Origin of the sequence: Streptomyces sp. NBC_00667 (genome assembly GCF_036226825.1) — a bacterium.
In the GTDB taxonomy this organism is placed as follows: Bacteria; Actinomycetota; Actinomycetes; order Streptomycetales; family Streptomycetaceae; genus Streptomyces.
In genome coordinates this window covers 6,497,143-6,520,472 of the sequence record NZ_CP109022.1, presented here as the reverse complement: position 1 = coordinate 6,520,472, position 23,330 = coordinate 6,497,143, and the positions used below count along the sequence as shown (strand labels likewise).

Sequence of the window (23,330 nt, the reverse complement as noted above, 5' to 3'; positions counted from 1 at the left end):
CCTCAAGCCTGGGAGCCCCGACCATGACCCCGCCCGCGTCCCCGAGCCCCTCCCCCGGCCCTCAAGGCGGGGCGGTGTCCGGACGCGGCGGCGACCGGGCCCTGCTGGCGGCCGCCCGGCACAGCGGTGCGCGCACCGCCGCCGTGGGCGTGTGCTCCGCCGCCGCCGCCGTCGCGGCCCTCGCCGAACCCGCCGTGCTCGGCCGTGCGCTCGACCTCCTGCTGCGCCGCGACCCGTCCGGGCCGTCCTGGACCCTGTGGTGTGCGGCCGTCATCGCGGCCGAGGTGCTCCTGGACGCCGTCACCGCCCGGCTGACCGGGCAGGTGGGCGGCCGCAGCACCGCCTGGCTGCGCCGCAAGGGGCTGGCCGCGCTGCTGCGCGCGGCACCGCACCACGCGGGCCGCCACTCCCCCGGCGACCTCACGGCCCGGCTGACCGCGCACGCCACGGAGGCCGGAACGGGGCCGGCCGCCGCCGCGGCCGGTCTCGCCTCGCTGCTGCCGCCGCTCGGCGGACTCGTCGCCCTGTTCCTCATCGACACGTGGACCGCCCTCGCCTTCCTCGCCGGACTTCCGCTGCTGGGCTGGCTGTTGCGGTCCTTCGCACGCGACTCGGGCGCCAGCGTGAACCGTTACCAGGAGGTGCAGCTGGCCATGGCGGGCCGTCTGGTGGAGGCCCTCGCCGGGGCCCGGACCATCGCCGCCGCCGGAACCGTCGACCGCGAACGCGCCCGGATCCTGCGCGGACTGCCCGAACTCGGCGCCCAGGGGCGGCGCATGTGGCGGGTCTACGGCGGCACGAGCGCACGGACCTCCGCCCTGATGCCGCTGCTGCTGTACGTGGTGCTCGGGGTGGGCGGGACGCGGCTGGTGGCGGGGGCGCTGGGCGTCGGGGAACTGCTCGCCGCCGTGCGCTACGCCGGGCTCGCCGCCGGGATCGGCGCGGTGACCGGCCGGGTCGCCGCCGTCGTGCGCGCCAGGGCCGCCGCCCGGCGGACCGCGGCCGTGTTCGGCCTTGCGGAGCTCCGTTACGGGGTCCGCGAGTTGCCGCCCCGGGGGCCCGGGAGGCTGGAACTCGAAGGGGTCCGGGTGGTGCGCGACGGCAGGACCGTCCTCGACGGCATCGACCTCGTGGTGCCGGGCGGCGCCACGCTCGCCGTGGTGGGCCGCTCCGGCGCGGGCAAGTCGCTGCTCGCGGCGGTGGCCGGTCGCCTCACCGACCCGGACTCCGGGCGCGTCCTGCTCGACGGGGTGCCGCTGGCGGAGCTCTCCGCGACGGCGCTGCGCCGGGAGGTGGGCCACGCCTTCGACCGGCCCGCGCTGCTCGGGCGGAGCGTCGCCGACGCCATCGCCTTCGGCGCGGATCCGCAGCCCGCGCGGGAGGAAGTGCGGGCCGCGGCGCGGGCCGCGGGGGCGGAGCCGTTCGTGCTGCGGTTGCCGCTGGGCTACGACACCGTCCTCGCGGACGCCCCGCTGTCGGGTGGGGAGCTGCAACGCCTGGGCCTGGCACGGTCGTTCGTACGGGCGGGCCGGCTCCTGGTGCTGGACGACGCCACCTCCAGCCTCGACACGCTGACCGCCCGCGAGGTGGAACGGGCGCTCGCGCGGTGCGTGCCGGGCGGGACGCGGATCGTGGTGGCTCACCGGGTCTCTTCGGCCGCCCGGGCGGACCTGGTGGCATGGCTGGAGGACGGCCGGGTCCGCGCCACCGGAAGCCACGCCGGCCTGTGGCACGACCCGGACTACCGGGCGGTGTTCGCCGCGGAGGCGGAACGGGGGCGGGAGGAGGAACCGCAGACCGGGCCGGAGCCCCGTCCGGGATCCGGGCCGGCCGTGGGGGCGGCGGCCGGCCCGGGCACCGGCGACGGGGGGCTCTCGTGAGCCGGGGCGGGGGCCGGGCGCGGGTGGCGGGCGACGCACGGCGCTTCCTGCGGTCCCGGGTCCGGGCGCTGACCGTCCTCGGGCTCTGGTCGCTGCTGGAGTCCGCGCACACCTTCCTCGGCGGCTACGGCGTCGCCCGCGCGCTCGACGACGGCTTCCTCGCCGGCCGGGCCGCCACGGGCGCGGCCTGGCTGGCGGCGGCCGGTGCCGGGGCGCTGCTCGGCGGCTTCGCCCTGCGCGGGGTGTTCGCCCAGCTCGCCGACCTCGTGGAGCCGCTGCGCGACGGGCTCGTACGCCGGGCCGTGCGCCAGGCGCTGGCCGCGGCGCTCGCCGATCCCGCCCGGGCCGCCGACGCCCGGGCGGTGTCCCGGCTGACCCAGCAGACCGAGATGGCCCGGGACTCCTTCGCCGGTCTGGTCCTGACGGCCCGTTCGTTCGTCTTCACCGCCGTCGGCGCGGTCGCCGGAATGGCGGCGCTCGCCCCCGTACTGCTGCTGGTGGTGCTGCCTCCCCTGCTGCTGGGGCTGGCCGCCTTCCTGGCCACGCTGCGCCCGATGGCGGCCGTACAGCGGGAGGCGCTGGACACGGAGGAGGCCCTGGCCTCGCGGGTGGGGGAGGCCGCGGGGGCGCTGCGCGACATCGCGGCCTGCGGTGGCGGCGCTACCGTGGCCGCCGGGGTGGAGCCGCTGATCGCGGCCCAGGAACGGCTGGCCGGCCGGCTGGCCGGCTGGGGCGCCCTCCGTACCGTCGCCCTCGGCCTGGCCGGACGGGCGCCCGTCGTCGCGTTGCTGGCCGCCACGCCCTGGCTGCTCGGGCGCGGGATCACGGCGGGCGCGCTCGCCGGCGCGGTGACGTACCTGGTGCAGTCCCTGCTGCCCGCGCTCGACACGCTGATGGCCGCCCTGGGTTCGGCGGGGACGCGGCTGCTGGTCGTACTGGAGCGCTTCGGTACGACCCCGGCGCCGCAGCCCCCGGCGGCACAACCCCCGTCGGCACAGCCCCCGGCGGCGACGGCCGCTCCGGCCGGGTACCAGGAGGGCGGCTGCGCCGCCGAGTTGAGGGGGGTCACCTTCGCGTACGGGCCCCACGCCCATCCCGTGCTCCAAGGCCTCGACCTGCGCGTGCGGCCCGGCGAGCACCTCGCGGTGGTCGGGCCGAGCGGTATCGGGAAGTCCACGCTCACCGCCCTGCTCGCCGGGCTGCTGGCCCCCGACCGGGGCGCGGTCCTGGTCGCGGGGGCCCCCGCCCGCCCGGCCGGGGGCGGCGGGCCCGATCCGCGCCGGACGCTGCTGCCGCAGCAGGCGTACGTGTTCACCGCCAGCGTGCGCGACAACCTGAGCCACCTCTGCCACGGGCCGGTGTCCGGCGACCGGCTGGACGCGGCGGTCGCCGCCCTGCGGCTGCGGGGCCTGGTCTCCCGGCTGGGCGGCTACGACGCGGTCCTCGACCCGCTCCGGCTCTCCCAGGGCGAGCGGCAGCTGCTGGCGCTCGGCGCGGCCTACCTCTCCCCCGCCCCGCTGCTCCTGCTCGACGAAGCCACCTGCCATCTGGATCCGGAGGCCGAGGAACACGCCGAGCGGGCCCTGGCGGCGCGGCCCGGCACGCTCGTCGTGGTGGCCCACCGGATCTCGTCGGCCGCGCGCGCCGACCGGGTCCTCGTACTGGACGGGACCCGGGCGGTGTGCGGCACGCACGAGGAGCTTCCGGCGCGGTCGGCCCTCTACCGGGACCTCGTGGGGATGTGGAGCGGCGGGAAGGAACCGGTCACGCCCGCTTGAGTCCGCCTGCCCGGAGCTGCCCGGGACTGCCCGGGGGTGCCTCTACACCCACCCCGCGCTGCGGGAGATGCGTATCGCGTCTATGCGGTTGCGCGCGCCGGTCTTGCGGGTCACGGCCGCCATGTAGTTGCGGACCGTCCCGCTGGCCAGGTGCAGGGCGCGGGCTATCTCGGCGACCGAGTCGCCCTGCGCGGCCCGGGCCAGGACGCTCAGCTCGCGCGGGCTGAGGGGGACGGGGTCGGCCTGCATGAAGGCGGAGGCGAGCGTGGCGTCGATGAACCGCTCGCCCGCGGCCACCTTGCGGACGGCGCGGACGAGCCGGCCGGGTGAGCCGTCCTTGTCGACGTAGCCGAGGGCCTTGGACTGGAAGGCGCGGCCCAGCGTGCCGGGCGTCTTGGCCGTCGCCAGGACGAGCAGCGGGGTGGGCGGGTCCAAGAGGCGTCCGGGGCCCATTTGCTGGCCGGTGAGGACGGCGGTCGCCCCCGGACAGTCGACGTCGACGACGGCCACGTCCGGTCGTAAGGACTCGGCGCGGCGCGACGCCGTCCGCCAGCCCGCGGCGGTGACGTCGAAGTCGCCTTCGGATCTGAGCAGGGCGGCCAGGGCGGAACCCACGAGGCTGACGCTGTGCAGTACGAGGACCTTCGTCATGGTGACTCTCCGGACTGGAGTAGGAACGGGCGGTCAAGGCTTCATCAGCACCAAGCGGTTGCCCAGGTACCGGCCGCCGGAACGTGACCATCGGGGGCACGCGGGGGCGCATGGCCGTAATGGGTCTGCGTCCCGGCCGTGCGTGGTCGGCATGTCGTACTTGTCGTCGCAGTCCGCCGCCGCACGTGGCCGTCCGTCACCGTGGAGTGTCCGGATCCCGTTCCCGCGCCCGAGCGGTCCCCGTGCGTGCGCGTGTTCGAAACGCGGCTGCACGAAACGCGGCTGTTCGAAACGCGGGCGGGCGGCACCGGATCAACCGGTGCCGCCCGCCTGCTGGATCGGGAGGGTTGGTCAGCCGATGAAGCCGCTGTAATAGCCGCCCACCTGACCGCGGTAGTCGTCGTCGTGGAGGTGCTCGTCCCGTACGAACTCGGGAGCGTTCTTGATCTGCTCCTTCGTCCCGTCGACGTAGATCTTCTGCTCCTCCGGGTCGATGCGCGTGATGGTGCCGGCCGGGAGCAGGACCTCCCGGCCGAAGATCCACGGCCCGGTGTCGACCACGATGTAGGAGGAGCCGACCTCGTCCGAGTGCTTGTCGACCTTGCCGATGCTGCCGTCGGTGGCCTCGACCTTGTAGCCCGTCAGGTCGGCGCCCAGCGCCCGGCCCGACGTCTCGCGGTAGCCCCATACGTTCCCAGACATGCGAACATCTCCTTGCTCGGTTCGTCGGCCTCCGCTCCGCCGGCCTGTCGGCGGCCGGGTGGAGCGGGAGCCTCGTAACGGCCCGCCTGCCCCGGCGGACGGTTCCCACACACGGGCGGCCCTGCCGCCGCCGGGCGCCGCGGGACCGGCCCGCCGCCCGGCCGCCGCCCACCCCCCACCAGATCTTGACCGCATGGCCGGCGCCGAAGAGAATCGGCGCGAAGCCATGAACGAGGAGCGGGGGGACCGTGGTTGACGGCTGCGGCAGCGCGGGTACGGACCCGCGTGCCCTGCGCAGGGCGTCTTGACCGGGCGGCGCGTGGGAGCCTTGGCGGTCGGCGCGCTGCTGGTGCTCTCCGGGTGCGGTGGTGACGGCGGCGACGAGTCTGCCGTCTCCTGGAAACGCCCCTGCGACATGCTGCCGAAGGCGGCGGTGGAGAAGGCGGTCGGTATCCCGCTCGTCGCCGCGGGCTCGGAAGGGCCGTACGGGTACCAGTGCCTCTACCGGCCGCCCCGGTCCCCCGAGGCCTACTGGACGGTCTCGTTCAGGTCGGACACCCGCGGCGCGGGATGCGCCGACCCCGTGTCACAGCCCGCGCCGGAGGTGGACGCCGACGCGTACCGCGTCGACGACAACGGCCGTGTGGTCGTCGGTGGCCCCTACCACGGCCACTGCCTGCGCGTCGCGGGCTACAGCAATTGGGTCGACGGGTCCCAGGTCACCGTCGCCTCGGCCGCCGACCTGCTCCGTACGGCCCGGACTCGTATGGAGTAGCCGCGACGGCGCCGGGTGCTCAGACCTGGCCGCGCCAGGATCCGGTTTCCTGGCCGCGCGTCTCGATGTACTCCTTGAAGCGCTTGAGGTCACCGGTGATCTGCCGCTTGACGAAGCCGAGCTTGTCGCCGACGTTCTCCGTGAACCCGTCCGGGTCGTAGTCGAGCTGGAGCATGACCTTGGTCCTGCTCTCGGCCAGGCGGTGGAAGGTGACCACACCTGCCTGCTTCACGTCGCCGCCGAGCGTCGTCCACGCCACGCGTTCGTCGGGGATCTGCTCGGTGATCTCCGCCTCGAACTCCCGCTGCGCGCCGCCCACCTTGGTGACCCAGTGGGTCATGGTGTCGGTGCGCTGGTCGATCCGCTCGACCCCCTCCATGAAGTGGGGGAACGTCTCGAACTGCGTCCACTGGTTGTAGGCGGTGCGGACGGGGACCTCGACCTCGATGGACTCTTCGACCTTCGACATGGTGTCGCCTTCCTGTTCACGTTCCTGTTCCACGCCCGCCGACGGGGCCTGCCCGCCGGACGGAACCGGGGAGTCCGTCTCCCGACTCCGCCCGTGCCCCGGTTCGCCCGTTCCAAAAACGTTGTGTGGCAGACGGTTTGAAGTCGGCCCGGCGGGTCACATGCGGAGGTGTCGGTGTACGGGCGCCTGATGGAGCGGCGCCGAACCGTACGCCGAGGACCGGTGACCGCGCGCTGAGCGCCTCCCCCTGGCACCGCGCGCGGCTCACGGGCCCTACCCGAGGCTGCCGTCCCGCCGCACCGGACCCCCGGCCGCCGCCCCGCTGCCCCCGCGCAGCGCCGCGGCCCGGGCAATCCCCCGGCGGCCACTGCCACGCAGGGACCCCCGGGCCCAGACGGGGCGGCGGCTCCCCTCCCCCGCCCGGCCCCGCCCTCGTACGACGGACGGCAGAGCCATGTGCCCCCGAACGCACATAAGAAACTGCTAAAAGACGCGAATGCAGAGCGCCCGGTAGGGCAGATGACTGCCTGGAGGTTGATAACTATGGTTCCCCTGCTACTCGTTCTCCTGCTCGCTCTGATCCTTTTCGGTGCGGGCTTCGCCGTCAAAATCCTGTGGTGGGTCGCGATCGCCGTCCTGGTGATCTGGCTGCTGGGATTCGTTGCCCGTCCGAGGGGCGGTAGCGGCCGATGGTACCGCTGGTAGTCCGCTGACCAGCGCACCGACCGCAGTGGGCCCGTACCGGTTCTTTTCCGGTACGGGCCCACTGCGGTGTTCCGCCTTTCCCCCGACGGAATTGAAGAAGTAATATGCTCCGCTTTCCAAGGTCACGAGCAGCCCGTACAGGCGGAAAGGCGGTCACCTTCGTGTCCCGTAAAAGAACCGACGCCCGCACCCTTCACCCGCGGCACGAGCGGCGCGGCGAAGCAAGGATGCCCGCGGTCATCGCCACATTGACGGCGATCTTTCTCTACCTCGCGCTGCCCCAGCAGTTGCTGATCGCTCCGCGCTACGTGCTCCCGGCCTTGGAGGTGCTGCTCCTCCTGCCGCTGATCGCCATCAACCCGCGCCGGCTGACCCGTCAGACGAAGGCATTCCGGTTCATGTCGGTGGCGCTGGTCCTGCTCATCGTGGCGAGCAACCTGACCGCCCTCGGCATCCTGGTCCACGAGCTGCTCTACGCGGGAGTCGACGACGGGCGTTCGCTGCTCGTGGCGGCGCTCCAGGTGTGGCTGACCAATGTCATCGCCTTCGGGCTCGCCTACTGGGAGCTCGACCGCGGCGGCCCCGTCAGCCGTACCCAGGCACCCCGTGAAGAGCTCCAGCTGGCGGACTTCCGTTTCTCGCAGGACGAGAACGACGACGCCGTACAAGAAGTCGCGGACGGCGCGAGCAAGGTCTCCGACTGGGTCCCCACCCTGGTCGACTACCTGTACGTGTCCGTGACCAACTCGACCGCTTTCAGTCCGACGGACACGATGCCGCTGTCCGCCCGCGCCAAACTGCTCATGGCAGTCCAGAGCGTGGCGGCCCTGCTCACCTCGCTGCTGGTCATCGCCAGGGCGGTGAGCGTCCTGCGCTGAACCGCTGCCGCAGACCGGCCCGGTCGGGTGGCTTCCCGGCCGGCCGCTCGCGGCGCTCGTGGTCCTGCCGGCGATCCCCGCCGTCCCGCGCGGCCGGTGGCCGGCGTCACGGCCTGGAGCGGCCGTCGTCCTCGCCGTCACCACTGCCGTCGTCCTCCCGGTCACTGCGGAGCACGACCGTGCTCTGCGGCTCCAGCCGCAGGCGGCCTCCCGGTTTCAGCTCCCGCTCGTCGGAGGTGTCCGTGGTCGCGGTGTCGAAGAGCAGCGTCCAACGGGTGGCGAAGCGGCTGCCGGGGAGGCGGAAGTCCACCGCGGCGCCCGAACTGTTGAACAGCAGCAGGAAGGAGTCGTCGGTGACCCGGTTGCCGTAGCGGTCGGGTTCGGTGATGCCTTCGCCGTTGAGGAACATGGTGAGGGTGCCGGCGTTCGGCAGCGTCCAGTCCTCTTCCTCCATCGGCGAGGCGTCCGGGCGCAGCCATTCGACGTCGGCCGGCAGCCCCGTGTGTCCGGCCGCGCGTCCGGAGAAGAAGCGCCTGCGGCGCAGGACGGGGTGCCGGCGGCGGAGCCGGATCAGGCGCGAGGTGAAGTCGAGGAGCCGTTCAGCGCTCTCGTCGAGGTCCCAGTCGATCCAGGCGGTGGGGTTGTCCTGGCAGTAGGCGTTGTTGTTGCCGTTCTGGGTGCGGCCGAGTTCGTCCCCGTGGCTGATCATCGGGATGCCCTGGGAGAGGATCAGCGTGGCCATCAGGTTGCGCTGCTGGCGCTCGCGCAGGGCCAGCACCCCGGGGTCGTCCGTCTCGCCTTCCGCGCCGCAGTTCCAGGAGCGGTTGTCGTCCTCGCCGTCCCGGCCTTCCTCGCCGTTCGCTTCGTTGTGCTTGCGGTCGTAACTGACGAGGTCGCGCAAGGTGAACCCGTCGTGGGCGGTGACGAAGTTGACGCTGGCGAGGGGGCGGCGCCGGTCGTGTTCGTAGAGGTCCGCGGAGCCGGTGATGCGGGAGGCGAACTCGCCGAGCGTGCCTTCGCGGCCGCGCCAGTAGTCACGGACGGCGTCACGGTAGCGTCCGTTCCACTCCGACCACAGGGGAGGGAAGTTGCCGACCTGGTAGCCGCCTTCGCCGAGGTCCCACGGTTCGGCGATGAGCTTGACCCGGCTGATGACGGGGTCCTGCTGGATGACGTCGAAGAAGGCGGAGAGCCGGTCCACCTCGTGGAACTGGCGGGCGAGGGTGGCGGCGAGGTCGAAGCGGAAGCCGTCGACGTGCATTTCCTGGACCCAGTAGCGCAGCGAGTCCATGATGAGCTGGAGCACGTTGGGGTGGCGCATCAGCAGGCTGTTGCCGGTGCCGGTCGTGTCGTAGTACTGGGAGCGGTCCTCGTCGGACAGCCGGTAGTACGCGCTGTTGTCGATGCCCTTGAAGGCCAGGACGGGGCCCTTGTCGTTGCCCTCCGCCGTGTGGTTGTAGACGACGTCGAGGATGACTTCGATGCCCGCCGCGTGGAGCGCCTTCACCATCTGCTTGAACTCGGTGACCTGCGCTCCGCGGCCGCCGCTGGCCGCGTAGGCGTTGTGCGGGGCGAAGAATCCGATGGTGTTGTAGCCCCAGTAGTTGGAGAGCCCCTTTTCGGCCAGGTGGCCGTCCTGGGCGAACTGGTGCACCGGCATCAGTTCCAGGGCGGTCACCCCGAGACCGGTCAGGTGGCCGATGATGGCGGGGTGGGCGATGCCCGCGTAGGTGCCGCGCAGTTCTTCGGGCAGGGCCGGATGGGTGCGGGTGAGGCCGCGTACGTGGCCTTCGTAGATGACGCTGGCGCCGTAGGCGTGGCCCGGGGGCGTGTCGTCGCCCCAGTCGAAGCCGCGGTCGGTGACCACCGACAGCATGGTGTGGCCGGCGCTGTCCAGCGTGTTCGGTTCCGCGCCGTCCGCGAAGCGGTGGCCGTACAGGGACTCGTGGTGGTCGAGCTGCCCGTCGATGGCGGTGGCGTACGGGTCCAGCAGGAGCTTGGCCGGATTGCAGCGGTGTCCGGCGGCCGGGTCGAACGGGCCGCGGACCCGGTAGCCGTACCTCTGCCCGGGGCCCACGTCGGGCAGGTAGATGTGCCACGCGGACCGGTCGATCTCCGTCATCGGGACGCGGGTCTCCCGCCCGGCGTCGTCGAGCAGGACGAGGTCCACACCCTCCGCGACCTCGGAGAACAGTGCGAAGTTGGTTCCGGAGCCGTCGTACGTCGCTCCCAGGGGATACGGTTTGCCCGTCCATGTACGCATGTGGTCACGCTACTGTCGCGGGCGGCCGATCACCGCCGGACGCGCATGAGCGGGCCGTCGCGGGTAACACGGCGTCAATGAGACCTGAACGCGGCGCAGCCGTGAGCGCCGGACGCCTGCCCGTATTGCTGTTGCTGCCGGTGCAGGCGGCCCTGATGGTGGGCGTGGGGCTGCTGGTCACCGGGCCGCTCTCCGGCCTGTGGCCGCTGGCGGCGGAGGACGGCGTCAACCGCGCCCTGGCCGCGCACCGCGGTGGCCCCGCGACGCCCCTCTCCGAGTGGCTGTCCCTGCTGGCCGGCACGCAGAGCGTGATCGCCCTGACCCTGCTCGCCGTCGTCACCCTCGTGGCCGTGTCGCGGGGCCGGTGGCTGCGGGAGGCCCTCTTCCCCGCCGTGGCCGTCGCCGCGCAGTCGGCGGTGTTCCTGCTGGTGACCCTGGTCGTGGAACGGCCCCGCCCGGACGTACCGCACCTGGACGCGGCGCCGCCCACCTCCAGTTTTCCCTCCGGGCACGTCGGGGCGTCGGTGGCGCTGTTCGGGAGCCTGGCCATCCTGGTGGCCGTCCGCCTGCGCGGGACGCGGCGGTGGGTGCGGTACGCGACGATCGCGGTGCTGCTGCTGATCCCGGTGGCCGTGGCGTGCTCCCGGGTGTACCGGGGCATGCACCACCCCTCCGACGTCGTGGGCGGTCTGCTCAACGGGACGTGCACCCTGCTGGTCGTGACCCACGCGCTGCTGCTGCCGGCGCGGCCGCGGGCGGTGGGCGCGACCCACGGGGAACGGCTCCCCTGTGCCCGCGCCACGGACGAGGACGGCGCGGTGGACGCCGTCCGCGGGCGGCGGGTCGTGGTGGTGCGTCACCCGCACGGCTGCGGCGGGGAGCTGGCCGAGCGGGTGCGGGTCATCCTGCGCCGCCACGGTTACGCCGATCAGGTGTGGACCGCGACCTCCGCCGAGGCGCCCGCCGGCGCCCTCGCCCCGCTGGTCGCCGAGGCGGACACCGGGCTCGTCGTGGCCTGCGGCGGGGACGGCACCGTACGGGCCTGCGCCGACGTGGTGTCCGGGACCGGTATCGCCCTCGCGGTCGTTCCCTGCGGCACCGGCAACCTGCTCGCGCGCAACCTCCGGCTCCCCTCCGATCCGGCCGCCGCCCTGGAGGCGGCCCTGTCCGGCGGGACCGCCCGGATCGACGTGGGCCGGGTGCGGGGCGACGGGCTGGAGCCGGCCCGGTTCACCGTCATGGCGGGAGCGGGCTTCGACGCCGCGATGGTGGGGGACGCGTCGGAGCGGGTCAAGGAGCACCTCGGCTGGGCCGCGTACGTCCTGTCGGCGGTCCGCCACCTCGGGGACCCCCGGATGCGCCTGTCGGTCCGCCTGGACGGGGGCCCGGTACACGAACGCCGGGCCCGGATGGTCGTCATCGGCAACGTCGGCACGCTACAGGGCGGCCTGCCGCTGCTGCCCGACGCCCGGCCCGACAGCGGGCGCCTGGAGGTGGTGCTGCTGGACCCCAGGGGCGCCCGCGGCTGGCTCGCCGCGGCGGGGCACCTCGGCTCGCAGATGCTGCCGGGCCGGGCGACGCGGACTCCCGGCGGCCCGCGCGGGCCGCGGGGCGCGGTGGCCGGCGGGGCGTTGGAGTACTTCAGCGCCGTGCGCGTCGACATCAGCTTCGTGAAGCCGCAGCCGCGCGAGCTCGACGGTGACGTCGTCGGCTCCGGGACCCGGCTGACGGCCGAGGTGGAGCCCGGTGCCCTGCGGATCTGTCTGCCGCCCCGGCCGCGGGCCGCCGAGGTGTCTGCGGCCCCGGCCGAGCAGGCCCCGTTCACCGTCGGCGGCTGAGTTCCGGCCGCGCACGCACCAGTCACACAGGGGGTTACGCACATGGGCACCGCGACGCGGGTACCGCAACGCAGCGAGGTAGCGGCGGTCGAGGCCGAACTGGAGGTGGAGGGCGAGGAACTGTCCGCCGAGGAGGCCTGGTCCGCGCTGCGCCGGTACGGGGGCTGGAGCCTGGTGCGGGACTCCTTCATCCGGTTCCGGTACGCCGACGGTTTCAGCCACTCCAGGGCCCTGGCGCTCCAGACGGTCCTGTCGATCGTCCCGCTCGCCATCGCCCTCATCGGCCTGTCCGGTGTACTGCACACCGAGGACGTCGGCCGGATCGCGGAGCTGACGATCCGCCGGCTGGCGAGCGGGCCCAGCCAGGACGTGGTGGACGACGCTCTGGCGCAGAGCCACCACCGGGCCGGGGACGGCAGCCAGGTCGCCCTCTGGCTCGGCCTGCTCTTCTCAGTGGTGAACGTGACCACGGCCCTGTGCCAGGTCGAGCGCGGCGCCAACCGCATCTACGGAACGGAACGCGACCGGCCGTTCCTGTTCAAGTACACCCGCGGGCTGGTGATGTCCCTGCTGGCCGGGCTGCCGCTGGGGCTGAGCTTCGCGGTCACGGTGCTCGGGGCGGAGCTGAGCCGCGCCGTGGCGGAGGTCTACCACCTCGGCCCCGACACGATCCGGGTGTGGGACGTGCTGCGCTGGCCGCTGGGCATCCTGCTGGCGATCCTCGCCACCAGCGCCATGTTCCGTCTCTCCCCCCGCCGCACGCAGCCCGGCTACACCTGGCTGGCGTTCGGCGCCACGGTCTACCTGGTGCTGTGGCTGCTCGCCACCTGGGGCCTGAGCCTGTACGTCGGGGCCAGCGGCTCCTTCGCCACCGTGTACGGGCCCCTCAGCGCGTTCGTGTCGCTGCTGCTGTGGGCCTACCTCACCTCCATGGCCCTCTTCCTGGGCCTCTCGTTCGCCGCCCAGTTGGAGGCGGTGCGGGCCGGGGTGAGGGAACCGGTCACCGAGGACCCCGGGGTCTGAGGGGCCCCGGCCGGTCAAGACGCAACTGTGAAAGGAAGCACGAGGAACATGGCACGACGCTCCACCCGCCTGCGGGGACTCGTCACCCGGCTCCTGTCCGGCCGCTCGGGACCCGACGCGCGGTTCGGCGTGCGGCTGGTGACGACGGTGACCGCCACCGCGCTGGTGTCCGTGCCCTTCGCGGTCGCCCTGGTGCTCGTGGAGTCCCGGTGGGGGCCCTTGCGCCGGCTCGACCAGGGCGCGGCCGAGCGGCTCCACCGTGCCGCGCTGGAGCATCCCGCGTGGGTGCGGGTGCTCGACTTCCTCACGCAGGTGGTGTGGGGGCCGCTGACCATGCGGCTGCTGGTGGCGGCGCTGGTGGTGTGGCTGCTGCTGCGCGGGGCGGTGCGCCTGGCGCTGTGGGCGGCGGTCACCGCGACGGCCGGTGGCCTGCTGGGGGTGCTGGTGAAGAACGTGGTCGAGCGGACCCGGCCGCATCTGCCCGATCCCGTCGCGCACGCGCCCGGCTTCTCCTTCCCCTCCGGTCACGCCATGACGGCCACCACGTCCTGCGCCGTCCTGCTGCTGGCCCTGCTGCCGCTGGTGCCGCGGGCCTGGCGTCCGCTCCCCTGGACCCTCGCGGCGGTTTCCGTGATCGGCGTCGGCTACACGCGGGTGGCTCTCGGCGTGCACTGGGTCAGCGACGTGGTGGGGGGCTGGCTGCTCGGGCTGGCCGTGGTCACGGCGACCACCCTGGCGTTCGAGGCCTGGCGGGCGGATGTCGGGCGCACCCGGACCACGCCCGCGCAGGGGCTGGAGCCGGAGATCACGGCCGAGCACCCCGAACCTTGGGCGGGCGCCCGCTGAGCTCGCGACTTCCCCGAAGCCCTGGCCCATACCCCATGACCGGCCCAGGCAATGCGACAAGATCTGGGGACGAGTTCTAGCAGATACGACCCTTCCCCAAATCGACAACCTGTTCAAGGATCATGGGCGGTCCGGAAGCATTTCATCCGCTTCATGACCAGGCGCCCCTACCCGATGAGGACTCATGCTCTCCCGACACGACATCGCCCCTTCCGACCCGATAGGCAGATCCGTCCGGACAACGAGCGGGGGAGCGCTGGTCTCTTGAGGTTCCGGATCGGCCGTCCCAGCAATCCGCCCGCCCACCAGCCCACGGAAGGACCGGCGCACCACCGCGCCCCCGCCACTGCGCCGCCCCCGGCCTCCGAAGCGCCCTTGTCGGAGTACGAGATACAGCTGATCAAGGCTTCGGCGTCGGTGGTCGCCCCCGTGGCCGAAGAGATGACGGTCTACTTCTACGCCATCCTGTTCGCCCGCTACCCGCAAGTGCGTCCGCTGTTCCCGCCCGGGATGGACGCCCAGCGCGGTCGCCTCCTGCGCGCGCTCCTGCACATCGTGGACGTGGTCGACGACCCCGCGAACCTCGTCCGCTTCTGCGGACACCTCGGCCGCGACCACCGCAAGTTCGGCACCCTCGCCGCGCACTTCCCCGCGGTCGGCGAGTGCCTCCTGGACTCTCTCGCCCGCTACGCGGGCCCGGCCTGGACGCAGGACATCGCCGCCGCGTGGACGAAGGCGTACGGCGTGGTCTCCCAGGTCATGATCAGCGCAGCCGAGGAGGACGAGGCGCTGCGGCCCGCCGTCTGGCCCGCCACGGTGGTGCACCACCTCCCCCGCGGACACGGCATCGCCGAGATCACCGTGCGCCCCCACCTGCCCTACGCCCACCAGGCCGGGCAGTACGTGAGCATGGAGACGCCGTGGTGGCCGAAGCTGTGGCGCTACTACTCCCCCGCCAACGCGCCCCGCGCCGACGGCACCCTGACCTTCCACGTCCGCGCGGTGCCCGGCGGCTCGGTCAGCGAGGCGCTGGTACACCGGGCAGCGGTGGGCGACGTGGTGCGGCTGGGCCCCCCGATGGGCGACATGGTCCTGGACGCGGCCGTGCACAAGGACCTGCTCTGCGTCGCCGGCGGTACGGGGCTCGCCCCGATCCGCGCCCTCATCGAGGAGGTCGCCCGTCGCGGGGGACGCCACCAGGTGGACCTGTTCCTCGGCGCCCGCACCGGCGGCGAAATGTACGGGGTGGACGACATGCTGCGGATGGTCCAGCGGCACCACTGGCTGACCCTGCGCGGCGCGGTCTCCCACGAAGACATCCCCGGCATCCGGGGATCACTGCCACAGGTGCTGGCCGAGTACGGGCCGTGGTACCAGCACGACGCGTTCCTCAGCGGACCGGCGGCAATGGTCGCATCCGCCAGCGAAACGCTGACCCGCCACGGTACGTTGCCCGACCGTATCCATCACGACCCGTTCGAGACCCCCGTCCTGTCCACCCGCTGAACCTGATCCCCGTTCACTCTCCCAGGAGCAGTCCCGTGATCTTCCCTCCACCGTCGTCCGGTTCGGCCGGTGAGCACCGGTTGCAGCAGCAGCTGGGTACGGCCGAGCGCGCCGCCCGCTTCTACGACCAGCAGGTACGCCCCCACCTGACGGACGAGATGCGGGAGTTCATCGGCTACCAGAGCATGGTGTTCCTGGCGACCGCCGACTCCCACGGGGAATGCGACGCCAGTTTCCGCGCCGGGCCGCCGGGATTCGTCCACGTCATCGACTACCGGACGCTCGCCTACCCCGAGTTCCGCGGGAACGGCGTGCTCGCCAGCGCCGGCAACATGAGCGAGAACCCCCACCTGGGCATGCTCTTCGTGGACTTCACCCACCACCACGTGGGACTGCACGTCAACGGCGTCGCCCGGCTCTACGACGACGCGGACCTGCGCCGGGTCCATCCCGGCCTGCCCACCGACGTCGCGCCGGGTCGGGGCCCCCAGCTGTGGGTCCACCTCACGGTCCAGGAGGCGTACATCCACTGCTCGAAGTACATACCCCACCTGGAACCGGCTCCCCGCCCCCTGGGCCACGACCCGGCCCGGCCCAAGGACGCGGACTACTTCACCAAGCGCCGCACCGCGGTGTGGTCGGGACTTTCCTGACGCGGTGCGCACGGGCGCATGCGCGCGGGCGTGAGGGGCACGAGCGCGCTGTGACATCGACTCTGAGCAGCGAAGGGCGCCGTGGGCGCGCCCCCGCCGCGGCGGTCGCGGCGCGCGCCCGTGGCGCGTTGCGCGGTACTGCCGTACGGCTCTGGCACGACAACGTGGCGGACTCGGCGGCGGCCCTGACCTATTACGGCCTGCTCGCGCTGCTGCCCGCGCTGGTGGTCGCCGTCTCCCTGGTGGGGCTGCTCGGGGACCCGACGCGCAAGCGGCTCGTCGCCGAACTCACCTCCTACGCGCCTCCCCAGTCCGCGCAGGTGCTCCAGGACGCGCTGAACGGCCTGTCGGCGGCGCACACCTCGGTGTGGACGCTGGCGATGGGCGGTGTGGTCAGCGCGCTGTGGTCGGCCTGCAGTTACCTCGCCGTGTTCCGCCGGGCCCTGCACACCATGCACCGGGTACCCGACACCCGGCCGCCGCTGCGCGCGGCGCACATGCTGCTCATCACCTCCTGCCTGCTCCTGCTCCTCCTCATGGCCGGCGCCGTGGGGCTGGTGGCGTCCGGGCCGCTGGCCCACCGGCTCGCCACGGCCGCCGGGGTGGGCGTGGGCAGCCTGACCGTGCTGCGCTGGCCGGTCCTGCTCGCCGTCGTGACCCTGCTGATCCTGATCCTCTTCCGTACCGGACCGGCCGGCACCCGCGGTACCCGGCGCGGGCTGCCGGGCGGAGTGCTGGCGGCGGCCCTGTGGCTCGGCGCGTCGCTGGTCTTCACCCTCTACACGCAGCTGAACACATACGGCCGCCTGTACGGCTCGCTGGCCGGCGTCATCGTCTTCGTGGTGTGGCTGTGGTTCGCCAACCTCGCACTGCTGGCGGGAGCCCAGTTCAACAGGGAGCTGGCACGGGCCCGCGCGGACTGACGGTCCGGGCGGGGCGGGGGCCGTGGAACCGTCCGGAAACCCGTTCTCGTCGCGCCCGGCCGGACGTACGGTGTTCCGTGATCGTTCCCGGCTGCAGGAAGGCTTGTCCCGTGACGGAGAAGAGCGCTCCGGCCGAAGTGGTCTCGGATCCGGTCGGCCGGGTCGTCGGTGGCCGGACCGAGGTCCACGACGACGCCTGGGAAGGGGTGTCGGCGGTGATCCGGCTGGACGGGCGGTTCGGGCCGGAGGCACTCGCAGGACTGGACTCCTTCTCGCACCTGGAGGTCGTCTACCACTTCGACCGGGTCCCGGCGGAGAAGGTGGAGACCGGGGCCCGGCACCCGCGCGGCAACCCCGACTGGCCGCTGGTCGGCATCTTCGCGCAGCGCGGCAAGAACCGTCCCAACCGGATCGGGGTCTCCCGCTGCCGGTTGTTGCGCGTGGACGGGCTCGACGTCCACGTCCAGGGTCTCGATGCGGTGGACGGCACGCCCGTGCTCGACCTCAAGCCCTACATGGCCGAGTTCGGCCCCCGGGGCGCCACGAGCCAGCCGGACTGGGCGACCGAGATCATGCGCCAGTACTACTGACGGGGCGTGGAACGGGGCGTGGGACGGGCCCCGTCAGCGGCCGGGGGTGCGTTCCACGACCAGACGGACGGCGGCGGTCGTGAGGTCCGGGTCGTGGAGCTGGACGTAGTGGTCGCTGCCCGTGGCGAGCAGGTGCGGGGTCTGCGCGGCCAGTGCGACCAGCGACTGCTGGGCCTTGGGCCAGGCGGCCTCCAGCCGGGCCAGGAGTTCCTTGCTCATCGAGGCGGGCGCCGCGAAGGGCTCCGTCTTGCTGAGGACGGCGAGCGGGACGTCCGGCAGCGGGCCCGCCCGGTCGACGGCCGTCACCGCCCCGTCGATGTCGGCCTGCTCGAACGCCGGATCGTCGTCGTAGGGGGTACCCGGGTGGCGCAACGCGTCCACGTACGGGGACCAGGCCGCGCCGAGGTCCCTCCTGAGCGCCGGCGCGAGCGCGTCGACGAGCACGAGGCCGCGGGTCCGGTCCGGGTGCTGCTTCGCGTACAGCAGGGTGATCAGGCCGCCGTAGGAGTGGCCGACCAGTACGTACGGTCCCGGCACCTTGCCCGCGGTCAGGGTCCGGTCGAGGTCCCGCACGACGGCGGGCAGCTCACGGGTGCCGGTCACCGGGCTGCTGCGGGTGGTGAGGGCCGGCGGATCGGTGTAGCGCAGGGTGCCGGGCCGGTCGTACACGCAGACCCTGGTGAACGCGGCCACGCCCGGGAAGACGGCCGGCGCCTTGGGCACGGGCGGCTCGGTGTCGGTGAGGGTCCAGCTGTCGGACGACTCGTGCAGGCCTGCCACCAGGACGACGGTCGGCGCGCCGCGGCCCCGGCAGTGCAGGTACACCGTGCGCCCGCCGCCGAGGTCCACGTGCTGGACGCTGTCACCGCCGTCGGCGGAAGGCGCGGGAGCCGGAAGGCGGGCGGTGACCGGAAGGCGGGCGATGGCCGGCGGCCCCGCGCAGAGCGTCAGCACCGCGGTGACCGCCGCCAGCACGGCGGCACGGGGGCGTCGGCGCATGTGCGGGGCCTCCTTCCGGCCGGTCCGGCGGCTACGGGGCGAAGATGCGCGAGAGGTACGAACCGAGGCCCGCTCCGGCCGGTGGGCGCAGCCGGGCGCCCAGGTAGCCGTCGGGGCGCACGACGAAGGCGACCGGCCCCTCCCCCACCCCGTACATCCGGGCGAACTCGCCGCCCGCGTCCCGGTACACGGGGACGGGTGCGGCCCTGTCGGCGTCGGTGGTGGCGAGCACTGCGCAGATGTTCACCTGGCCCGGGGCCAACTCGTCGATGACCTCCGCGAGTTGTTCGAGGTGGGGTACCTCGGGTCCGTTCCCGTAGAGCACCAGGGTGTGCTCGCGGCCGCGCAGTACGTCGAACAGCCGCAGCGGGTACGCGGTGACCTCCGCGAGGAGCCCGCCGCAGTCGGGCGCGCGTTCGCCGGGCTGCGGGCCGGGGCCGGCCCCGGCCTCCGGGGGCTGTGCCTCCGGGGGCTGTACGAGGGGGCTGTCCGGGTAGCCGACCAGGAGTTGCGCCTCGCGCCGCATCAGGGTCATCGGGTCCGCCGGGTCGGCGTCGATGCCCGCGGTGGCGTGCCGGACGGTCCGTCCGACCACCTCCTCGCCGACCGGGCGGCGCTCGGCGTCGTAACTCGCGGGCAGGTCCGGGTCGGCGGTCCCCGCGACGGCCAGCGCGAGCTTCCACGCCAGGTTCCAGGCGTCCTGGATGCCGGTGTTCATGCCCTGCGCGCCGGTCGGCGGGTGGATGTGCGCGGCGTCCCCGGCCACGAAGACCCGCCCCTGTCCGTACCGGCCCGCCAGCCGGTGGCTGATCCGGAACACGGAGGACCAGCGCAGCGCGGACGCGGTCGTGGGCTGCGGCGACAGCCGGTCCAGCACCTCCTGCACGTGGGTCAGGCCGGGCACCCGGCCGCCCTCCAGGCCGTGCACCACCTCGTCGGGGCCGGTGGGCGCCGCGGCGGAGAGCTCGGGCGGCACCAGCATCGACATGCGGTACCGGTGCTCGCCGGGAAGCGGGATGCACACCAGCACGTCGTCGAGGGCGCCTTCGGCGTCGCGGTGTTCGCTGCGCACGCCGTACCCGCGGGGCACGTCCCAGTCGACTTCGACGTCGGCCAGCATGTACTCGTCGGGCAGTGCGCCGCCTTCGAAGGTCAGCCCGAGGCCCTTGCGCACGCTGCTGTGCGCGCCGTCGCAGCCGACGAGGAAGCGGGACCGTACCTCCTCCTCGCCGTGCGGGGTGCGCAGCACACTGCTCACGCCGGTGGTGTCCTGGGTGAAGGAGAGGAGCTCGCTCTCGCGTTCGACCACGGTCCCGAACCGGTTCAGGTACTCCTCCAGGATGCGCTCGGTCTCGTACTGCGGCAGGGCGGCGAAGCCGTACGGCACCTCGGGGGGCAGGGCCAGATCGATGCGGCCCTTCTCGGCGCCGTTGAGGTACGTCAACTGCCCGCGCAGCGGTACGGCGACGTCGAGAGCGGCCTGGACGAGGCCGATCCGGTCCCAGAGCTCCAGCGTGCGGGGCTGGATGCCGACGGCCTTCGCGTAGGGGAGCCGGGCCGGGAGCCGGTCGACGATGCGGCAGGATACGGCGCGCCTGCGCAGTTCGGCCGCGGCCGTCAGACCGACCGGTCCGGCCCCGGCCACCAGGACGTCCGGGTGTGCCGCGTCGTGGTGCGCCATGGCGCTCTCCCCATGTGTGGTCCCCCGCACGAAGGATGCACTTCCATGGTGGCCCGGTGGTGCGCGGGCGGCCATCGCACGGCGGTCAGGGCCCCGGAACGGGCACGGCGGCGGCGAGCTGCGGGTAGTCGACTACCAGGCCGTCGGCGTCGAAGGTGACGTCACTGCGGAAATCACCGGACTCGTAGCGGATCCGCGAACCGGACGGGCCCCGCTCCAGCGGGGTGTACGTCTGCCGGTCCGCGCTCACCGCGAGGTCCGGTACGGAAACCCAGGCCATCAGGAAGGTGCGCGGCGCGGCGTCGGGCCGCTGGTGGAGGCCGTGCCGTAGCACCGGCATGGTGTTGGTGAGCGGGCACAGGCCCAGGTCGCAGTCGAGGGCGCCGTCGAGGTCGGGCCGGGGCGCGCCGTTGTGCGTCCACCGCCCCCCGTCGTCGCGGCGCAGCTCCAGGCGGGCCGTCGTGTCCTGGGTCTCGACCGTGACGGACAGGCGCCGGGTCACGTACTGCGGTCCGGTCTCCATCTCGTACGCCAGCCAGTAGGGCGCCGGGTCCAGCGCCACCGCCCGGCCGCGGGCGCGCAACCGCCCCGCGGCGAGCTCCGCCCAGGCCGTGGTGTACCCCCTCGAGGGCAGGACGTGCCAGGTTCGCACCAGAGCGTGCGTGTCGAGGGGCGCCATGGCCGCAGTGTAGGGCGGCGGCCGGGGCCCGCACTTCCTCACGCTGCCGCGTGGAAGAAGGCCGCCGCCTCTCCGCGGGAGGCGACACCGAGCTTCGTCAGGATCTTGGCGACGTGGAACTTGACCGTCGATTCGCTGATGTGCAGTTCCTGCGCGATGGCGCGGTTGCGGTGCCCTTGTGCCAGCCGCGTGAGGACTTCGAGTTCCCGCGCGCCCAGGGTGCCCAGGGGGTCGATCGCGGTAGTCGCGGGCGCGTCGGGGGTGGTCAGGGGGATGAACGCGGTCACGGTGGTGCCCCAGCCGGGGACGGGGTCGATGTCGAGGCGTCCGCCGAGGACCTCCAGCCGGTCCGCGATGCGGGTGGGGCCGAGGCCGCAGTAGCTCATGCCGCCCGGCCCGTCGTCCCGTACGGTCACGCGCAGTTCCTGTCCGGTGATCTGCCAGCCCACGTGGACGCGGGTGACGGGGTCCTGTTCCAGGACGGCGAGCAGCAGCTCGCGGGCGATCGCCCGCGCCGTGTGGGCCACGTCGGCGGCCACGCTGCGGGTGGAGTCGGGTGCGCCCAGCTCCAGCCGTACGGGGCTGTGGCGCAGCAGCGGGCGCAGCGAGTCCGCGAGCCGGGCGAAGGCCTCGTCGGCACGTTCCTCGGCCATGGCCTGGTCCCGTTCCGCCTCGGCCCGCAGTTCGGCCAGTGCGGACACGGCGAGTTCGGTGGCGGTCGAACGGGTGGCCGCGTCGTGGAGGTTGCGGCTGCGCAGGACCCCGAGGAGGGCGGTCAGCGTGGCGGTGTGGCGGGCGCCCAGTTCGGCGATGACACGGGCGCGGGTGTCCGCGGCGGCGCGGGAACGGGCGAGAGCGCCGGGGGCGGCCTCCGCGGCCAGCCGGTCGAAGTGGCTGACCACGAGGGTCCACAGCGCTTGGACCACGGCCAGCGCCGCGTCCTCGGCGGGAGCCGCGTCCTCGTCGCGTACGAGGACCAGGAGCGCGCCCCGCCGGGTCGCGTCGGTCATGACCGCGATGACGGGGCGGTCGGCCCCGGCGATGGCCGCCCTGCCCTGCCAGGGCCGTCCGGCGGTGCCCGCCCGGAACAGCGGCTCCATGTCCGCCGTGCTGATCCTGGTCGCGTACGCCTGGTCGCCGAAGGACTTGAACGGTGAGTGGGCGCAGTGCGTGGACAGTTCGGCGGCGGCGCGGTGCGGTACGAGGCCGGAGAGGACCGCCGAGAGCCGGGGCAGGATCTCCCCCAGCGGCTGCCGGATGACGTCGTACCCGGCGGCCAGCGCGGCGAGCGTCGCCTCCCCCGCCGCGAGCGAGGGGGGCGTGGTGGTGAGGGGCGTGGCGGTCGCTATCAGCTCCATGGGGTCAGCCTAGCCAGCGCCACCCTGACCTCCACTGGACTTTCGGCCAGGTGGGACTGGCCCGAAGACGGGCCGGATTCCCCGCCGTCCGGCCAGAGGCTGGAGGTGTCAACGAACAAGATCCACAGAACAAGATCTACAGCGGGGAGACAGCGACATGGAAGCGATCGTCTACGACGAGTTCGGCGGGCCGGACGTCCTGCGTCACGAGCAGATCGACGAGCCGGAGCCGCGCGCCGGGGAGGTCCGGGTGAAGGTGGTGGCCGTCGGCGTCAACCCGCTCGACTACAAGCGGCGTTACGGCTGGGTCGAGGAGTTCTACCCGAGCGTGTTCCCGATGGTCCCGGGGCTGGAGTTCGCCGGTGTCGTGGACGCGGTCGGCGAGGGCGCCACCCATGTCGCCGTCGGGGACGAGGTCCTGGGCTGGACCCGGACGGGCGCGTACGCCGAGTACGCCATCGCCGACGACATCGTCCACAAGCCGGCCGGACTGTCCTTCGAGCGGGCCGCGTCGTTGCCGGTGGCCGGCGAGACCGCGCAGCGGGTGCTGGACCTGCTGCGGGTGAAGGCGGGCGAGACGCTGCTGGTGCACGGGGCGGCCGGGGTGGTCGGCTCGGTGGCGGTGCAGCTCGCGGTGGCCGCGGGGGTCACCGTCATCGGCACGGCTTCCCAGCCCAACCACGACTACCTGCGCGACCTGGGTGCCGTGGCGGTCGCGTACGGGGACGGTCTCGCCGAGCGGGTGCGCGCGGTGGCGCCGCAGGGCGTGGACGCGGTGTTCGACGCGGCGGGCCAGGGGGTGCTGCCGCTGTCGATCGAGCTGGCGGGCGGCTCCGCCGAGCGGGTCGTCACCGTCGCCGATCCGGATGCCGCCGAGCACGGGGTGCTGTTCAGCGGCGGCGGTACGGACCCGGCGGCGATCCGCGCCGGTCTGGCCGAGCACGCCCGCCTGGCCGCGGAGGGCAGCTTGCAGGTGCGGCTCGGGGAGGTGTTCGCCCTTGCGGACGCCGCGAAGGCGCAGCAGTTGAGCGAGTCGGGCCACGCCCGCGGCAAGCTGCTCATCCGGCCCTGAGTCCTCGGGGCGGCCGCCGCGCACCCGGGCCCGGGTGCCGGGCCCGGCACCGGGCGTGAGA

General features: G+C 73.5%; 21 protein-coding genes. 13 read left to right on the top strand and 8 right to left on the bottom strand.

Annotated elements, in window-relative coordinates; all coding sequences use genetic code 11:
• Positions 1–23: 23 nt before the first annotated feature.
• Complete coding sequence (locus OHA81_RS29575; protein ID WP_443056714.1) at positions 24–1,880, top strand: ABC transporter ATP-binding protein; 1,857 nt, start codon at positions 24–26, stop codon at positions 1,878–1,880.
• Complete coding sequence (locus OHA81_RS29570; protein ID WP_329200955.1) at positions 1,877–3,658, top strand: ABC transporter ATP-binding protein; 1,782 nt, start codon at positions 1,877–1,879, stop codon at positions 3,656–3,658. The genes OHA81_RS29575 and OHA81_RS29570 overlap by 4 nt, the downstream gene beginning before the upstream one ends.
• Before the next feature lie 42 nt (positions 3,659–3,700).
• Here the strand turns inward: OHA81_RS29570 and OHA81_RS29565 are convergent, their stop codons facing one another.
• Together OHA81_RS29565 and OHA81_RS29560 are read right to left on the bottom strand one after the other, a co-directional pair.
• Positions 3,701–4,309, bottom strand: a complete 609-nt coding sequence (locus OHA81_RS29565) for a response regulator transcription factor (RefSeq protein WP_329200953.1) — start codon at positions 4,307–4,309, stop codon at positions 3,701–3,703.
• A 351-nt stretch (positions 4,310–4,660) separates the two neighbouring features.
• Positions 4,661–5,011, bottom strand: a complete 351-nt coding sequence (locus OHA81_RS29560; protein WP_329200951.1) for a PRC-barrel domain-containing protein — start codon at positions 5,009–5,011, stop codon at positions 4,661–4,663.
• A 319-nt stretch (positions 5,012–5,330) separates the two neighbouring features.
• On the opposite strand from OHA81_RS29560, the gene OHA81_RS29555 reads away from it, so the two are divergent.
• Positions 5,331–5,786: a hypothetical protein gene (locus tag OHA81_RS29555; protein WP_329200950.1), complete on the top strand. Its 456-nt coding sequence runs from the start codon at positions 5,331–5,333 to the stop codon at positions 5,784–5,786.
• A 19-nt stretch (positions 5,787–5,805) separates the two neighbouring features.
• Here the strand turns inward: OHA81_RS29555 and OHA81_RS29550 are convergent, their stop codons facing one another.
• Complete coding sequence (locus tag OHA81_RS29550; RefSeq protein ID WP_329200948.1) at positions 5,806–6,255, bottom strand: SRPBCC family protein; 450 nt, start codon at positions 6,253–6,255, stop codon at positions 5,806–5,808.
• Positions 6,256–6,798: 543 nt separating this feature from the next.
• Between OHA81_RS29550 and OHA81_RS29545 the strand changes: the two genes are divergently transcribed.
• Both OHA81_RS29545 and OHA81_RS29540 read left to right on the top strand, forming a co-directional pair.
• A complete protein-coding gene (locus OHA81_RS29545) occupies positions 6,799–6,960 on the top strand; it encodes a hydrophobic protein (RefSeq protein WP_190184350.1) in 162 nt (53 codons plus the stop codon).
• Between the two features lie 248 nt (positions 6,961–7,208).
• A complete protein-coding gene (locus OHA81_RS29540) occupies positions 7,209–7,838 on the top strand; it encodes a hypothetical protein (protein WP_329200945.1) in 630 nt (209 codons plus the stop codon).
• Positions 7,839–7,944: 106 nt separating this feature from the next.
• On the opposite strand, the gene glgX is transcribed toward OHA81_RS29540, so the two are convergent.
• The gene (gene glgX, locus OHA81_RS29535) at positions 7,945–10,101 is read right to left on the bottom strand and encodes a glycogen debranching protein GlgX (protein ID WP_329200943.1); all 2,157 of its coding nucleotides are present in this window, start codon (positions 10,099–10,101) and stop codon (positions 7,945–7,947) included.
• Between the two features lie 77 nt (positions 10,102–10,178).
• Here glgX and OHA81_RS29530 point away from each other — a divergent pair, with 77 nt between their 5' ends.
• From OHA81_RS29530 to OHA81_RS29500, 7 genes are all read left to right on the top strand, one after another.
• Complete coding sequence (locus OHA81_RS29530; RefSeq protein WP_329200941.1) at positions 10,179–11,939, top strand: diacylglycerol kinase family protein; 1,761 nt, start codon at positions 10,179–10,181, stop codon at positions 11,937–11,939.
• 42 nt (positions 11,940–11,981) lie between these two features.
• The gene (locus tag OHA81_RS29525) at positions 11,982–12,962 is read left to right on the top strand and encodes a YihY/virulence factor BrkB family protein (protein ID WP_329200939.1); all 981 of its coding nucleotides are present in this window, start codon (positions 11,982–11,984) and stop codon (positions 12,960–12,962) included.
• Positions 12,963–13,010: 48 nt separating this feature from the next.
• Positions 13,011–13,808, top strand: a complete 798-nt coding sequence (locus OHA81_RS29520; RefSeq protein ID WP_329200936.1) for a phosphatase PAP2 family protein — start codon at positions 13,011–13,013, stop codon at positions 13,806–13,808.
• A 375-nt stretch (positions 13,809–14,183) separates the two neighbouring features.
• On the top strand, positions 14,184–15,314 hold the full coding sequence (locus tag OHA81_RS29515; protein WP_329200934.1) for a globin domain-containing protein: 1,131 nt from the start codon (positions 14,184–14,186) through the stop codon (positions 15,312–15,314).
• Positions 15,315–15,349: 35 nt separating this feature from the next.
• A complete protein-coding gene (locus tag OHA81_RS29510) occupies positions 15,350–15,967 on the top strand; it encodes a pyridoxamine 5'-phosphate oxidase family protein (protein WP_443056713.1) in 618 nt (205 codons plus the stop codon).
• Between the two features lie 50 nt (positions 15,968–16,017).
• Positions 16,018–16,890 (top strand): YihY/virulence factor BrkB family protein, encoded by an 873-nt coding sequence (locus OHA81_RS29505; protein WP_329200933.1) that lies wholly within the window; start codon positions 16,018–16,020, stop codon positions 16,888–16,890.
• Positions 16,891–17,000: 110 nt separating this feature from the next.
• Positions 17,001–17,480 (top strand): SAM-dependent methyltransferase, encoded by a 480-nt coding sequence (locus tag OHA81_RS29500; protein ID WP_329200932.1) that lies wholly within the window; start codon positions 17,001–17,003, stop codon positions 17,478–17,480.
• Between the two features lie 33 nt (positions 17,481–17,513).
• Here OHA81_RS29500 and OHA81_RS29495 read toward each other — a convergent pair whose 3' ends face one another.
• From OHA81_RS29495 to OHA81_RS29480, 4 genes are all read right to left on the bottom strand, one after another.
• Entirely contained in the window at positions 17,514–18,479 is a 966-nt protein-coding gene (locus OHA81_RS29495; protein WP_329200929.1) for an alpha/beta fold hydrolase, read from the bottom strand.
• Between the two features lie 31 nt (positions 18,480–18,510).
• On the bottom strand, positions 18,511–20,160 hold the full coding sequence (locus tag OHA81_RS29490; RefSeq protein WP_329200927.1) for an FAD-dependent monooxygenase: 1,650 nt from the start codon (positions 20,158–20,160) through the stop codon (positions 18,511–18,513).
• A gap of 85 nt (positions 20,161–20,245) precedes the next feature.
• The gene (locus OHA81_RS29485; RefSeq protein ID WP_329200926.1) at positions 20,246–20,839 is read right to left on the bottom strand and encodes a putative glycolipid-binding domain-containing protein; all 594 of its coding nucleotides are present in this window, start codon (positions 20,837–20,839) and stop codon (positions 20,246–20,248) included.
• A gap of 38 nt (positions 20,840–20,877) precedes the next feature.
• Positions 20,878–22,197 (bottom strand): helix-turn-helix transcriptional regulator, encoded by a 1,320-nt coding sequence (locus OHA81_RS29480; protein ID WP_329200924.1) that lies wholly within the window; start codon positions 22,195–22,197, stop codon positions 20,878–20,880.
• Positions 22,198–22,354: 157 nt separating this feature from the next.
• On the opposite strand from OHA81_RS29480, the gene OHA81_RS29475 reads away from it, so the two are divergent.
• Positions 22,355–23,269, top strand: a complete 915-nt coding sequence (locus OHA81_RS29475; protein ID WP_329200922.1) for an NADP-dependent oxidoreductase — start codon at positions 22,355–22,357, stop codon at positions 23,267–23,269.
• Positions 23,270–23,330: the final 61 nt, after the last annotated feature.